Below are 13,923 nucleotides of genomic sequence, written 5' to 3' on the forward strand. Positions count from 1 at the left end.
GGCGCGAACGAGTCCAGTCCGGCGGACCAGCCATAGACACCTTCGTACCACCGCACCCACAGGTAGAACACGGTGTAGATACCGATAGCGAAAACCAGCCACTTCTTGTCCAGCAGCGGCCGGTCGATGGCGGCGATGCCGCCTGCGGTCGTTGTAGCCATCTGATTTCTCCTGAGTTGGTGTTGGATTGATGCCACGGGCTCCTGCGTCGGGTGGCCGTGGCAAAAACTAAGACCCGTGTCGCCCGAAAAAATTCCCGATTGCCGTTCTGGGGAAACGGCCCGTCGGCTGGAGCCGGCATGCGGAAGGTTGATGATACACTTCCAGCTCGCCGCGTATTCCTTGGTGTTTTGAGAATCGGTCCGGGTCGAGGTCCGGCTGCGATGACGGTGCCAGCAAAATTCGATTATTCAACGGGATTGCCCTTGCCCTTGGGTGTTCATTTCCAGGGGACGGATGCCAATTTCGCCCTGTTCAGCCGGCATGGTTCCCGGGTCCGCCTGTTATTGTTTGCCGACCCCAGCCACACCCGGCCTCACCAAGTCATCGATCTCGATCCCCATCACCACCGTACCGGTGACATCTGGCACGTGGCGGTACACGGCGCACACCGCGGGCTGGCTTACGCCTTTCAGGTCGACGGGCCGCATGAGCCGCATCTGGGACATCGTTTCGATCCCCAGGCGGTACTGCTCGACCCCTATGCCACGGCTCTGGTGACACCGGAGCATTGGGAGTTTTCGGGGGCTGCGGTCGGCGGGCCGGAGGGAGTGGTCGCAAAGGCGCTGGTCACGGCAGACCATTTCGACTGGGGGCATGACCGTCCGCTCAAGCATCACTGGTCGGAGCTGGTCATCTATGAGGCCCATGTGCGGGGGCTGAGCATTCATCCTTCGTCGGCAGTGCGGCATCCCGGCACCTACCTCGGCGTCATCGACAAGATTCCCTACTTCAAACGGCTCGGAATCACCGCCCTCGAACTGATGCCGCTGCAGGCGTTCAATCCTTACGAAGTGACCCGCTACAACCCCGTCACCGGCGAGCGGCTCCGGAACTACTGGGGCTACAACACCATCGCCTTCCAGGCGCCGCATGCCGGTTATGGAACCGGCGCCTACCCCGGCTGCCAGGTGGAAGAGTTCAAGCGCATGGTCAAGGCTCTGCACGAGGCCGACATCGAGGTTCTCCTCGATGTCGTGTTCAACCACACCGCGGAAGGCGATGAGACCGGCCCCATCCTGAACTTCCGCGGTCTGGACAACAGCATTTACTACCTGCTGGAAGAAGACCGCCGGCATTACCGCAACTATTCGGGCTGCGGTAACACCGTCAACTGCAATCACCCGGTAGTGCGCAGCTACATTCTGGACTGCCTGCGGTACTGGGTGGTCGAGATGCACGTGGATGGGTTCCGGTTCGATCTGGCCTCGATCCTGGGGCGCGACCGCAACGGCCATCTGGTGCCCAATCCACCGCTGCTGGAGCTGATCGCCGAGGATCCCATCCTGCGCGACGTCAAGCTCATCGCCGAGGCCTGGGATGCCGGCGGCGCCTATCTGGTCGGGCGTTTCCCGGGCGAGCGTTGGTGCGAATGGAACGGCGTGTACCGGGACGACGTGCGCCGCTACTGGCGCGGCGATCCGGGTATGGCGGGGGCCTTTGCCAGCCGCCTGTGCGGTAGTGCCGACATTTACGAGCATTCCGGCAAGGCGCCTGTGAACAGCATCAACTTCGTGACTTGCCACGACGGCTTCACGCTCAACGATCTGGTCAGCTATGCATGCAAACACAATTCCGCCAACGGGGAGGACAACCGCGACGGTTCGGACCACAACTTCAGCGCCAATTATGGCTGTGAGGGGCCGACCGGCGATCACGGGATCAACGCCGTCCGCCGCCGCCAGATGAAGAACTTGATGGCCTCGCTGCTGCTGTCAAGGGGAGTGCCCATGATCCTGGGCGGCGACGAGTTCTGCCGGACCCAGCGGGGGAACAATAACGCCTACTGTCAGGACAACGAGATCTCCTGGTTCGACTGGCGTTTGCTGGACGAGAACCGCTCGTTCTTCGAGTTCGTCCGCAAGATGATCGCATTCCGGGCCCGCCATCCGGTGCTGTCGCGGGAGCAGTTCTACCGGCCGGAAGATATTCTCTGGTTCAGCCCGGCCGGTGGCCAGCCGGACTGGCAGGCGGACGCTGCGCTGGGTTGCTGCATTCGGGCGGTGGGGGGCGAGGAGCAACCGCTGTGTCTGCTGTTCAATCCGACGGCGGAGGGGCTCTGCTTCCGGCTGCCGGATACGCTTCGCGGCGGGGTGTGGATCAAGGCCGTCGATACCGCCGTGGAATCGCCTTGTGACATCTGCGAACTCGAAGGGGGGAGTCCGCTGCCGGATCAGCGGCGGCTGTTCCTCCCCGACCGCAGCCTGGTGGTGCTGGTGGAAGGGGCCGCGACGGCTGCCGCGGCCCGTGCCTGATCAGTCGGTGACGGTCTGGCTGGCGGTAAAGGTTTTCCCCAGGTTGTCGCGGATTTCCGCTTTGAGTTCCCCCGCTTTGTCTGGCACGAAATAGAAACGGAAATTGGGATCGGCGCTGATGGCGATGTCTGTCCGGGCGGTCAGGACCGGCGTCCCGTCGAAGCTCACCTTGACTTCCTCGACGTAGTGCGCGGGCTTGATCAGGCGCGAGATCTGGTCCATCTGCAGCCCGGTGATGTTCGGGTGGCTGACGAGGAGCTGGACGGCGTTGGGCTGTCCCAGCACCGCCTTGTCGCCGTCCATGCGGAATTTCATCTTTCCCAGTCGCGCCATTGCGGCGTCGAGGTCGGCGCCCAGGGGGGCGGAACAGCCGCCGCTGGCCTTGACGAAAGCCTTGCTCATATAAAGCTTGCCGTCACTGGTTTCGGCGATGGCGCGGACATGGGTATAGGAGTTGACGCGGACGCGCATCGCCAGATCGGCTTTGCCGCTCGCCGGGGTCAGGTCGAAGGAAGCGGCGAAAGGCACGGGGTTGTTGTCGATGATCAGGGTGATGCGCCGGATATATTTCTCCGCTGTCTGCGGAATCTTGCCGGTGATCTGGATGGGGACCAGGGCGGGGTCCTCGGCACGGTAGGGCGCCGTCAGCTCGATGACGCCGTTGCCTTCTTCGATTGGCCGGTCGCCGAAATATTGGGCCCGCAGCGCGCCGGTCCACGCGCCTTCGTCTTGCGGGTCCGTCGCCTGCACGAGGGTGGAGAGAGCGATTCCTGTTACCAAGAGCCAAATACGCGGGAGGATGCCAGTTTGCATGTGTCTATCTCCGGGAGGGTGTGATTATTAGAGAATACTGTTAATCGTCTTCCCATTCCAGCGCGGCGAACGCCGTTGAGACGTTTCTCTTGTTGAATTCGTCGAACAGTCGCCACTCGTCCCGCATCGACGTTCCCACGGTTTCCATGGCCTGCTCCATCGTCCGGTGCTGTCGGATCGCGGCGCGGACCTCGGTTGCAAGACCGTTGAGATAGCGTTCCTCGGCGGCGGCGGCCTGGGGCCAGTCGGCGACGGCCGGGCCGTGGCCGGGAACGGCCAGGCGGGCCGGGACGGCTTTCAGACGGTCGATTTCCTTCAGCCAGCCGGTCAGGCTCCCGTCCACCACCGGCAGATGTCCCATGAACAGGAGGTCGGCCGCCCACAGTGTCGCGGTCTTGGCGTCGTAGACGCTCAGATCGTTGTCGGTATGGGCGGGGCCGTGGGCGGTGAGGCGGAGCGTCCGGTTGCCGAGGTCGAGTTCCATGCTTTCCTCGACCGGCTGGTCCGGTGGCACGAAGTCCTCGGCGGTTAGGGTGTAGCCCAGGTCCCGGGCGGCCTTGTCGATATAGTACGGCGCCCGCAAGGCCATGGCCTGGGCCAGCTTGTGATGGCCGATGAAAGAAACCCCCGGTGACTTGAAGGCGCGGTTGCCATAGATATGGTCCGGGTGGACGTGGGTGTTGATGACGTAACACACCGGCAGCGGCGTGTGGACCGCGATTGCGGCCTTGAGTGCCCGGCCCTGCTCGGGGCTCCCGCCGCTGTCGATCACGGCGACGCAGCGTTCTCCCACGATGAAGCCGATGTTGGCGATTTCCCCCCGGTTGTGCGTATCGGGCAGCTCGTGCCGGCCCTGATGAACGAAAATGCCCGGCGCGATTTCGCGCAGCTCGAGGTCTGACTGGGCGGCGGCCAGACCCCACCACAGGCCGCACAGGGCCCATCCAACGGTTCGGATGAAACGGGGGGGCACGGGGTGTCCTCGGCAGGAGTGAACGATACCTGGGAATGACGTCCGGGCATTGTCTCTTTCGGCGCCGTGATCTTCAACCGTCCCTTGTCTGGTAGGGCGTGGCGAATTGACGCGCATGACCCGGCTCGCCGGGGTTCAAACCCGCGAAAGACGCGGCTTCCAAGGCCGTTTTCCCGCCCCGTCTCGCGGTTGACTTTTATGGCGAAATCCTTCACCTTACGCGTCCAGACGGGCTGGACGGGGCATTTTCATGCCTTTCACCGGGAGAAATTCCGGCTATACCGGCCGCCGTCCTCCCTAGAGTTTTCGGAAATCTTTTCACTAACAAGATGTATTCTGCGGACGCAGATACCAGGAGGAAACAAGATGAAAAAACCCGTGAAAAGCTGGCTCATCGCAAGTTCCATAGCATCGTTGCTGGCAGTACCCGGGGTCTCTTTCGCGAACGCTGAAGTGGAAGCACTCACCAAGGATCCGAAGAACTTTGCGACTTGGGGTGGCAACTACGCGGGCACGCGTTACAGCACGCTGGACCAGATCAATTTCAAGAACGCCAAGCATCTGCAGCCGGTCTGGACGTTCTCCACGGGCATGCTGCGCGGCCATGAAGGCGGTCCGCTCGTCGTCAACGACGTGATCTACATTCATACCGGGTATCCCCACAAGGTCTACGCCCTCGATCAGGCGACTCAGTCCGTGATCTGGGAATATGTCTATGCTCCCGACAAGGGCACCGATCAGTCACAGGTCATTTCCGTGATGTGCTGCGACGTGGTCAACCGCGGTCTGGCCTACGGTGACGGCAAGATCTTCCTGGCCCAGGGCGACGCTACGCTGGTGGCCCTCGACGCCAAGACCGGCAAGATCGTCTGGAAAGTCAAGAACGGCGATCCGAAGACCGGCATGACCGCCACCAACGCCCCCCTGGTCGTCAAGGACAAGGTCCTGACCGGTATCTCCGGTGGTGAATTCGGCGTGCGCGGCTTCCTGGCTGCTTATAACATCAAGGACGGTTCGCTGGTATGGAAGAAGTACAGCATGGGTCCGGATGACGAGGTCGGCCTGGATCCCGAGCACACCATGACCTGGACCGATGGCAAAATGGCGCCGGTCGGCAAGGATTCCTCGCTGAAGACCTGGCAGGGCGACCAGTGGAAAATCGGCGGCGGTACCACCTGGGGCTGGTACAGCTACGACCCGGATCTGAATCTGGTTTACTACGGTTCGGGCAACCCCAGCACCTGGAACCCGGTGCAGCGTCCTGGCGACAACAAATGGTCGATGACCATCTGGGCTCGTGACGTCGATACCGGTGAAGCCAAGTGGGTCTACCAGATGACCCCGCATGACGAATGGGACTATGACGGCATCAACGAAATGATGCTGATCGACCAGGAAATGACCGCGAAGGACGGATCCAAGCACTCCAAGCTGCTGACCCACTTCGACCGTAACGGCTTTGGCTACACCCTGGACCGCGTCACCGGCGAGCTGCTGGTGGCCGAGAAGTTCGACAAGGCCGTCAACTGGGCGACTCACGTCGACATGAAGACGGGCCGTCCGCAGGTCAATCCGAAGTACTCCACCCAGCATGGCGGCCAGGACGTCGACACCAAGGGCATCTGCCCCTCGGCCATGGGCGCCAAGAACGAGCCCCCGGTCACTTACTCGCCGCGGACCAAGCTCATCTACATCCCGGGTAACCACACCTGCATGAACTATGAGCCGTTCGAGGTCGAATACACCGCAGGCCAGCCGTATGTCGGCGCCACGCTGAACATCTTCCCGGCCAGGGCCAACGTGAAAACCGGCGAGAAGGAATCGAGCAACCACATGGGGTCCTTCACCGCCTGGGATCCGACCACCGGTACCATCGCCTGGCAGTTCGACGAACCCTTCTCGCTGTGGAGCGGCATGGTTTCGACCGCCGGCGACATCGTGATTTACGGTACGCTGGAAGGCTACCTGAAGGTGCGCGATGCCAAGACCGGTGAGGAACTGTACCGGTTCAAGACGCCGTCGGGCATCATCGGCAACGTCAGCACCTGGACCTACAACGGCAAGCAGTACATCGGCGTGCTGTCCGGCATCGGTGGCTGGGCTGGCGTGGGCATGGCGGCCGGTCTGGAAGGTGATACCGAAGGTCTGGGTGCGGTGGGTGCCTACAAGGGTCTGAGCAGCCATACCAAGCTGGGTGGTGTGTTCACCGTGTTCGCTCTGCCGTAAGAACTGGTCGGCTTCCAGTTCCATGAGCTGAGCACCGGCGCAGGCCGGTGGATGAATGCCCCGGATCGGTCGCCCGGTCCGGGGCATTTTCGTTCGTGCCGGACGCAGGTGACATGATCGCCTGAAGGACCGTCCGGTCACGGGCGCTTATTTTCGGATCACAGCAAGAATATGATGAAGAAAACAGGTCTGATTTCGGCCGGGATCGCCTGGCTGCTCACTGCCGGCACCGCTCAGGCGGCCAGCGATGCCTTCAAGGTCTGCGCCGACCCCAACAATCCGCCGTATTCCGATCAAAAGGGCGGCGGTTTCGAGAACAAGATCGCCGAGCTGTTCGCCGGGGAGCTGGACAAGAAACTCGTCTACACCTGGTTTCCCCAGCGCATGGGCTTCATCCGCAACACCTTGAAGGCCAAGGAACCCGAATCCGAGGACTACAAGTGTGACGTGGTGATGGGTCTGCCGACGGGCTTTGATCAGGCGGCCACCACCAAGCCTTACTACCGCTCGACCTATGCCCTGGTCTACGTGAAGAAAAAGGGGTGGGACGATGTCCATTCCGCCGCGGCGCTGGACACTCTGCCGCCGGAGCGCAAGGCGAAGCTCCGGATCGCCATGTTCGACGGCTCGCCGGCGACGACCTGGATGCTGAAGCACAATCTGGTGGAACAGGGTGTTCCCTACCAGTCGATGACCGCGGACGCAGCGGTCAACACCACTCAGACGGTGGAAAAGGAACTGCTCGCCGGCAACATAGACATGGCCATCGTGTGGGGCCCGATGGCGGGTTATCTGGTCTATCACAACAAGCCGGGAACCTTCGCGTTGATCCCCATGCAGTCCGAGGAAGGGGTACGATTCGACTACGCCATGTCGATGGGCGTGCGGATTCCCGACAAGGCACGGAAAGAGCAACTGGAGGCGCTCATCGACAAAAAGGCCCCAGAGATCGAGGCTCTGCTGAGGAAATATCACGTCCCGCTGCTGGACAAGGACGGAAAGCTCTTGACGCCGGCGGAGGAGTGACGGGGCCGTTGCGGGGCTGCGTGGACCTGCAACGGCTCGGTCAATGCTCCACTGGTCAGCTTTCGGGCCGCATGTGCGGGAACAGGATGACGTCGCGGATCGAGGGAGAGTCGGTGAAGAACATCACCAGGCGGTCGATGCCGATGCCCTCGCCCGCGGTGGGCGGTAGGCCGTATTCGAGCGCGCGGATGTAGTCGGCATCGTAGTGCATGGCCTCCTCGTCGCCCGCGGCCTTGTCTTCCACCTGCTTTCTGAACCGTTCCGCCTGGTCTTCCGGGTCGTTGAGCTCGGAAAAGCCGTTCGCCAGTTCGCGCCCGCCCACGAAAAACTCGAAGCGGTCTGTGATGAAGGGGTTTTCGTCGTTGCGCCGCGCCAGCGGCGAGACTTCGGCCGGATAGGCGGTGATGAAGGTTGGTTCATCCAGCCGGTCTTCCACGGTCTTTTCGAAGATTTCGGTCTGGATCTTGCCGAGTCCGTCGCCGGCGGCAACCGGAATGCCCAGCCCGGCCGCGATGGCCGCGGCGCTTTCGCGCTCGGCCAAGTCTTCGGCCCGGATGTCCGGGTTGTAGTGGATGATCGATTCCAGCACCGTCATGCGCCGGAACGGCCGGCCCAGATCGTAATCCTTGCCCTGATGGGTGACGACGGTGCCGCCCAGCAGGTTCTGCGCGATTCCCCGCATCAGCGTTTCGGTCAGATCCATCAGGTCGCGGTAATCGGCATAGGCCTGATAGAACTCGATCATCGTGAATTCGGGATTGTGCCGAGTGGACAAGCCCTCGTTGCGGAAGCTGCGGTTGATCTCGAATACTTTTTCGAAGCCGCCCACCACCAGCCGCTTCAGGTAGAGCTCGGGAGCGATGCGCAGATACAGATCCAGCCCCAGCGCATTATGATGGGTGACGAACGGTTTGGCCCGGGCGCCGCCGGGGATCACCTGCATCATCGGCGTCTCTGCCTCGATGAAGCCACGCTCGCTCAAGAAGTCGCGGATGTAGCGCACGATGGCGCTGCGGAGCTGGAATACCCGGCGCGACTCCTCGTTCATGAGGAGGTCGAGGTAGCGCTGGCGGTAGCGGGTCTCGGCGTCGGTCAGGCCGTGGAATTTCTCGGGCAGCGGACGCAGTGATTTGGTGAGCAGGCGGATGTTCGATGCCTTCACCGACAGCTCGCCGGTCTTGGTGCGGAACACCGTGCCTTCCACGCCGATCACATCGCCGATGTCCCAACTCTTGAACTCCTCGTATACGCCTTCGGCCAGTCCATCGCGCTGCAGGAAAATCTGGATACGGCCGGACATGTCCTGGATATGGGCAAAGCTGGCTTTGCCCATGATACGCTTGCCCATCAGCCGCCCGGCCAGCTTGACCGATACGGCGGTTTCTTCCAGTGCCTCGGCCGTTTCGTCCCCGTAGCGTGCCCGTAGTTCGGCGGCGAGGGCGTCGCGGCGGAAGTCATTTGGGAAAGCGACCCCTGTTTGCCGCAGCTTGCCGAGCTTTTCGCGGCGCAGCGCGACCAGTTTGTTTTCGTCTTGCAGTTCACTCATGTCGTTACAGGCCGCTCTTCAGGCTGGCTTCGATGAACATGTCCAGGTCGCCGTCGAGCACCGCCTGGGGGTTGCCGGTTTCCACGTTGGTGCGCAGATCTTTGATGCGCGACTGGTCCAGCACATAGGAGCGGATCTGGCTGCCCCAGCCGATGTCGGATTTGGAGTCTTCCAGCTTCTGCTTCTCGGTATTGCGCTTCTGCATTTCCAATTCATAAAGTTTGGCGCGCAGCTGCTTCATACACCAGTCGCGGTTGGCATGCTGGGAACGCTGATTCTGGCATTGCACCACGATGCCGGTGGGGAGATGGGTGATTCGCACCGCCGATTCGGTTCGGTTGACGTGCTGTCCGCCGGCGCCGCTGGCCCGGTAGACGTCGGTGCGGAGGTCGGCCGGGTTGATGTCGATGTCGATGTTGTCGTCGATCTCCGGTGAGACGAACACCGAGGAAAACGAGGTATGGCGGCGGTTGCCGGAGTCGAAAGGCGACTTCCGCACCAGTCGGTGGACGCCGGTTTCGGTACGCAGCCAGCCGTAGGCGTATTCGCCTTCGAAGCGGATGGTCGCGCTCTTGATGCCGGCGACTTCGCCCGGCGACTCTTCCACCAGTTCGGTCTTGAAGCCTTTGCGTTCTCCCCAGCGCAGGTACATGCGCTCCAGCATCTGCGCCCAATCCTGGGCCTCGGTGCCGCCGGAGCCGGCCTGGATGTCCAGGAACGCATTGTTCGGGTCCATCTCACCGGAGAACATGCGACGGAACTCCATTTCGGCGATGACGCTTTCATAGTGCGCCAGATCCGCGGCGACCGATTCGACGCTGTCCTCGTCGTCTTCCTCGACCGCGAGTTGGAGCAGCTCTGCCGCGTCGTCGATGCCGGCCGCGATCTCGTTCAGCCGATTGACCACACCTTCCAGTTGGGTCCGTTCTTTGCCGAGCGCCTGGGCACGTTCCGGGTTGTCCCAGATTCTTGGGTCTTCCAGTTCGCGCAGGACTTCGGTCAGGCGTTCCTGTTTGGTGTCGAAGTCAAAGATACCCCCTAAGAGCATCCTGGCGGCTCTTCAGGTCTTTGATCTGATTGTAGAGGGGATTGAGTTCGCGCATGGCGGTAATCCGTTGAAAAACCCCATATCCTACTACAACGGTTAAAGCGTCGCAGTAGTCCGAGCGTCCGGCTTGTGCTCCCGACGTTTCAATACGTCAGTGTGATGGTGACGGTGTCGGTGTAAGTGCCGGCGTAAACGTCCTGGAGTGGCGGGATCAGACCGTAAATATTGTGGATCACCTGTTGTACCGGGGTGGTGGGGTTCAGCAGCAAAGTGCCCCGCAGAGGGAATGTGCCGCCGCTTCCATCGCCCCAGATCGTCACCCTGGCGGCGTCCAGATACAGGTTGTAGCCGAGCGATCCCCTCCCGCCGCTCATTCTACGGGGATTGTAACTGCCGCTGGAGCCGCGGCTCAGCGCTATCGTGTATTGAACCTGCTGGGTCTGTTTTGCGTTCTTGAGGTGGCAGGTGATGCCGACGGTGCCCACGCCACTGCTGTTCGGATTGGAATCGGTGGGATCGTAAACCGCATGGGGGACGCTGATGTTGCCGATGTCGCATTGGTAGGGGTCTGCGTCCGAGATTTTGGGACAGGCCAGCAGGGAGAAAGTCATGGCCGCTGCCCGCCATTGGCGGCTTGCCCGAATATCGTGTTTCATCGGTGGACTCCCGCGCAAACGAATTTTCCCAGGTCCGGCAGTATCTCTGCGGATTCCGGATAATCGGCCACGATCGTGCATCGCTTTCCGTTCCATTCGACTTTCATCTCGTTCCGGGGAGACAGCCCCGTCAGGTAGACCTCGCCGTCCATGCCGACGGGAAATACGTCCGCGACCCCCTCCACCGTGACCGTTGCCCCGGCGGGGATCGGTTGGCCGTCCTCCAGCAGGATGGTCAATGTCGCCCCGCGCGAGCGCCGGATGGGGAAGTCGACCACTACGCCACTGCGGAAATAAGGCGTCACCGGCAGGGCGAGAGTCCCGACCTGCGCATCCATCGGCAGATCTTCGCCCTCGACCTGCACGTTGTTGACGTCGTAGGCACGAAGGCGCGGCAGCACCACATACCCTTCCTCGTCGGTCTGGCCGATCAGCTGATTGTCCGCGTAGACCCTGACATCCTTATAGTCGCCTACTTTCGCGATGGCAAAGCCGTCCTGGATTTGCCGCGACAGGAACGGATGGCCTTCGATGAGGCCGATGCCGCCCGAGCCGAAGGCGCGTTCGGCGAAGTCTCCCTGGAGGTGTGCGACTTCGGCGCTGAACAGTCCGAAGGTGGTCTGGGCGGTGAGTTGCGCGGCCTGGCAGTCGTTGGTGCCGGCGTCCAGCCGATAGCCCCAGCCGGGACCCCAGCCGGGAGTATGGGTATACTGGGCATCGAATTCCAATTGGGTAGGGCCGCCTTGCGTGCGGGTCGCCCGCGCGTTGGCTGTCGCATAGGTCCGCTCGCCCAAAGGCAGGGTGAAGATCGCCGCGACCTGGGCGCCCTCGAAGTCCGATCTGGTGTAGACCGCCGCGAGGCTCAGGGTCAGTCCTCCCCAGAGGTTCTGGGTGTAGTTCGCGACATAAGTGTCGATATGGGGCCGATCGAAGTAATTGGCTGAGCCGTAGCGGAGGGAAACGCTCGATCCGCTGGTGAGGGTGAAGCCACAGAAGGCATCGCTCAGCTGCTTGGGCGCGAACTTGCCCTGCTCGATGCCGAGCTGGGTGAAGGACTGGCTGGCGAAATAGGAGCTGGCGCCGTAGCTGAGGGTCTCTCCCTGATGCAAGAAGCCCAGGCCGCCGAGTCCTCCCCAGCCCCGGCCGGCGCTGATGCCCACCGCTGCATCGACCACGCCGTAGGTGCCGATCAGGAACGAGCCGCCGGTGGCCACGGCGACCTGATCGCGGACCACCTGTCCGTGCAGTTCTCCGGTCAGCCACGAATTCAAGCCGCGCCGATAGGTGGCGCTGCCGAACGGCGCGCCATAGCTCATGCTGTCCGTGCCGTAATAACGGCGCAGGAAACCCGCTTCGTAGGAGAAATCGACCAGCCCTTCCCTCAGCATGGAGCTGCCGACGTAGAAGGGTTGTGTGATCACCTGTTCTCGCCCGAGCAGATCCCGCGCCACGACGCGGATTTCGCCGCTGCCGTTGGCGGCGGGCAGGTCGCGTATTTGAAACGGGCCGGCGGGCAGGTTCTGCTGATCCACCAGCGCGCCGTTCAGGAAAATGTCGAGGCTGGACGCCTCGGTCAGACTGCCCGTGACGGCCGGCTGCGGATACCGGTAGAAGCGGGGCTGGAGACCGAAATTGGTGGCGTACTGGATGCCTGCGAAACGGGCCTGGTAGCCGCGCTGCCAGGGACGCACGATGTTGTCGCCCAGTTGCAGGCTGGCCATGTTCGCCGGATCGTCCATGATCCACGTGGTGTAGAGGCGGGTGAACTGGGTTTCCGACCCGCCTTGGCCGCTGTTGTGGCGGGCGAGGAACGCGGAGGTGGCCAGGCCGTACCGGTTCGATATTCCCAGTTCCAGCGCGCCGCCCTGGAAATCGCCTTGGCGCGAATGCATGATGTTGAAATCGTAGTTGAGGAAGCCGGCGAAACTGGCCCGTTCGGCTTTCGGTTGAGCCAGGCGGGTGCCGGCCTCGACCACCGTACCGGCCAGCAGAGAGGGTTCGACCCGGAGCACCAGGGTCTGTCGGGTATCGTCGATGCGGGCTTCGATGATGCCGGGATTCGCCAGCGCCCGGTAATCCCGGCCGTCGTGGGCCAGCGTATTGGCAGCGGGCAACTCCATTCGCCAGCTTTCGATCGCCTCTTCGGGTACGTACAGACTTCCGTCCTGTCCGCGCAGCACCAGCGTTCCTTCCGACACCGTTTCGCCATTCAGCTCCACGGCGAGCAGATGCTCTTCCCGGTCCTCGGGAGGCTGGGCAGTCCCGGCAGGGGAGGGCGGCCGCACCACGGCGGTGACTGAAAGGCTGTCGGACGCGGCGTACTGGAGTTCCGCCTCTTCCCGCGAGCGACCCGCGATAGGCATCAGGAGGAGGAGGGCAGCGACGAGCGCCGGGTTGGAGCATTCAAGGCCCCTCCACATCCACGTCGCCCTCGATGACGCCGGCGTTGGTGGAGGCCCGGACATGGGCGGTTCCGGATTCGCTCCCCAGCACCTCCCCAGGGAATACCCAGCTCTGCCGGCCTCCGGGGAATATCGAAACCGGACCTTGTCCCTGGGGTTTGCCAGCGGTGGCGCGGATGCTCAGTTCGTCGACGGACAGCAATGCCGAGCCTTCGTTCCGCGCGGTGATTTCCAGTCCGCCGTCGGGGCGTTTGGTCCCGCTCCATGCGATCCGTGGACTGGCAGGGGTTGCCGGTTGTACGAGTAGCGGCAGGCTCAGCCGCAGGGCGATCTGGACCCCGGTGAAGCCGGCCTGGGGCGGGGGCGGCACTTCCTGGACGAACAGCCGGTAGGCCAGCTCGCGGCGGGGATCCACGGGCCGGCGTAGTCCTACGCGAAGTACCTGGGATCCGCCCGGCGGAACCGTGGTAATGGGCGGTGTGACGATCAGATCCTTGGTCGGGGCATAGCGGTCCTCTTTGCCCTCGCGGGTCCAGGCGACGATGGAATTCTGGATGACGAGCTTGTCTCCGCCCTCATTCTTCAGCGTCACGGCCGCCGTCGGCTTGGCGGCGGTCAGCTCGATGCGGGTCGGGGAAACGTCGAACTGACCCGCGCCGAGGCGGAAGGGCAACAGGAGAAGGGCGGCCAGGATCGGGAGGTGCCGGCCGGCCGCCCAAGCAAATAAACTCATAACGACTGCAAGGCATCCTTGCGGGA

11 protein-coding genes are annotated in these 13,923 nt (G+C 62.6%); 3 read left to right on the forward strand and 8 right to left on the reverse strand.

From position 1 onward, the window contains the following. Nucleotides 1-161, reverse strand: a 161-nt coding sequence (locus ACSHWJ_RS14605) for a methane monooxygenase/ammonia monooxygenase subunit C (protein ID WP_333688925.1), incomplete at its 3' end; no start/stop codon positions are given. Nucleotides 162-383: 222 nt separating this feature from the next. On the opposite strand from ACSHWJ_RS14605, the gene glgX reads away from it, so the two are divergent. Further along, the gene (glgX, locus tag ACSHWJ_RS14610) at nucleotides 384-2,474 is read left to right on the forward strand and encodes a glycogen debranching protein GlgX (protein ID WP_432539976.1); all 2,091 of its coding nucleotides are present in this window, start codon (nucleotides 384-386) and stop codon (nucleotides 2,472-2,474) included. Here the strand turns inward: glgX and ACSHWJ_RS14615 are convergent, their stop codons facing one another. Further along, nucleotides 2,475-3,287, reverse strand: a complete 813-nt coding sequence (locus tag ACSHWJ_RS14615; RefSeq protein WP_010959661.1) for a quinoprotein dehydrogenase-associated SoxYZ-like carrier — start codon at nucleotides 3,285-3,287, stop codon at nucleotides 2,475-2,477. A 40-nt stretch (nucleotides 3,288-3,327) separates the two neighbouring features. After that, entirely contained in the window at nucleotides 3,328-4,260 is a 933-nt protein-coding gene (locus ACSHWJ_RS14620; RefSeq protein WP_256996375.1) for a quinoprotein relay system zinc metallohydrolase 2, read from the reverse strand. Between the two features lie 366 nt (nucleotides 4,261-4,626). Here ACSHWJ_RS14620 and ACSHWJ_RS14625 point away from each other — a divergent pair, with 366 nt between their 5' ends. Together ACSHWJ_RS14625 and ACSHWJ_RS14630 are read left to right on the forward strand one after the other, a co-directional pair. After that, nucleotides 4,627-6,486 carry a methanol/ethanol family PQQ-dependent dehydrogenase gene (locus tag ACSHWJ_RS14625; RefSeq protein WP_010959663.1) on the forward strand — a complete coding sequence of 620 codons (1,860 nt, stop codon included), beginning with the start codon at nucleotides 4,627-4,629 and terminating at the stop codon, nucleotides 6,484-6,486. A 171-nt stretch (nucleotides 6,487-6,657) separates the two neighbouring features. Next, nucleotides 6,658-7,512 carry a substrate-binding domain-containing protein gene (locus tag ACSHWJ_RS14630; protein WP_010959664.1) on the forward strand — a complete coding sequence of 285 codons (855 nt, stop codon included), beginning with the start codon at nucleotides 6,658-6,660 and terminating at the stop codon, nucleotides 7,510-7,512. A 55-nt stretch (nucleotides 7,513-7,567) separates the two neighbouring features. On the opposite strand, the gene lysS is transcribed toward ACSHWJ_RS14630, so the two are convergent. The 5 genes from lysS to ACSHWJ_RS14655 all read right to left on the reverse strand — a co-directional run bounded on the left by lysS (nucleotide 7,568) and on the right by ACSHWJ_RS14655 (nucleotide 13,897). Further along, nucleotides 7,568-9,058, reverse strand: coding sequence for a lysine--tRNA ligase (gene lysS, locus ACSHWJ_RS14635; protein WP_010959665.1), 1,491 nt, complete (start codon nucleotides 9,056-9,058; stop codon nucleotides 7,568-7,570). Between the two features lie 4 nt (nucleotides 9,059-9,062). Beyond that, nucleotides 9,063-10,161, reverse strand: a protein-coding gene (prfB, locus tag ACSHWJ_RS14640; protein WP_154656702.1) for a peptide chain release factor 2 whose coding sequence is annotated in 2 segments (ribosomal slippage) — nucleotides 9,063-10,085 and nucleotides 10,087-10,161 — 1,098 coding nt in all. Because the reading frame shifts where the segments join, the coding sequence is not laid out codon by codon here. A gap of 88 nt (nucleotides 10,162-10,249) precedes the next feature. After that, nucleotides 10,250-10,762, reverse strand: coding sequence for a Csu type fimbrial protein (locus ACSHWJ_RS14645; RefSeq protein ID WP_010959667.1), 513 nt, complete (start codon nucleotides 10,760-10,762; stop codon nucleotides 10,250-10,252). Continuing rightward, the gene (locus ACSHWJ_RS14650; RefSeq protein WP_435928748.1) at nucleotides 10,759-13,182 is read right to left on the reverse strand and encodes a fimbria/pilus outer membrane usher protein; all 2,424 of its coding nucleotides are present in this window, start codon (nucleotides 13,180-13,182) and stop codon (nucleotides 10,759-10,761) included. Before ACSHWJ_RS14650 ends, ACSHWJ_RS14645 begins: the two co-directional genes overlap by 4 nt. Beyond that, nucleotides 13,166-13,897 (reverse strand): fimbrial biogenesis chaperone, encoded by a 732-nt coding sequence (locus ACSHWJ_RS14655; protein ID WP_017365283.1) that lies wholly within the window; start codon nucleotides 13,895-13,897, stop codon nucleotides 13,166-13,168. The genes ACSHWJ_RS14650 and ACSHWJ_RS14655 overlap by 17 nt, the downstream gene beginning before the upstream one ends. Nucleotides 13,898-13,923 lie beyond the last annotated feature (26 nt).

The sequence above is a fragment of the Methylococcus sp. S1M genome (assembly GCF_051295855.1).
Lineage (GTDB): Bacteria > Pseudomonadota > Gammaproteobacteria > Methylococcales > Methylococcaceae > Methylococcus > Methylococcus capsulatus.

Coding starts and splice junctions, on each gene's coding strand:
- ACSHWJ_RS14650 (WP_435928748.1), bottom strand. CDS start 13,182: ATGTGGAGGGGCCTTGAATGCTCCAACCCGGCGCTCGTCGCTGCCCTC.
- glgX (WP_432539976.1), top strand. CDS start 384: ATGACGGTGCCAGCAAAATTCGATTATTCAACGGGATTGCCCTTGCCC.
- lysS (WP_010959665.1), bottom strand. CDS start 9,058: ATGAGTGAACTGCAAGACGAAAACAAACTGGTCGCGCTGCGCCGCGAA.
- ACSHWJ_RS14630 (WP_010959664.1), top strand. CDS start 6,658: ATGATGAAGAAAACAGGTCTGATTTCGGCCGGGATCGCCTGGCTGCTC.
- ACSHWJ_RS14645 (WP_010959667.1), bottom strand. CDS start 10,762: ATGAAACACGATATTCGGGCAAGCCGCCAATGGCGGGCAGCGGCCATG.
- ACSHWJ_RS14615 (WP_010959661.1), bottom strand. CDS start 3,287: ATGCAAACTGGCATCCTCCCGCGTATTTGGCTCTTGGTAACAGGAATC.
- ACSHWJ_RS14655 (WP_017365283.1), bottom strand. CDS start 13,897: ATGAGTTTATTTGCTTGGGCGGCCGGCCGGCACCTCCCGATCCTGGCC.
- ACSHWJ_RS14625 (WP_010959663.1), top strand. CDS start 4,627: ATGAAAAAACCCGTGAAAAGCTGGCTCATCGCAAGTTCCATAGCATCG.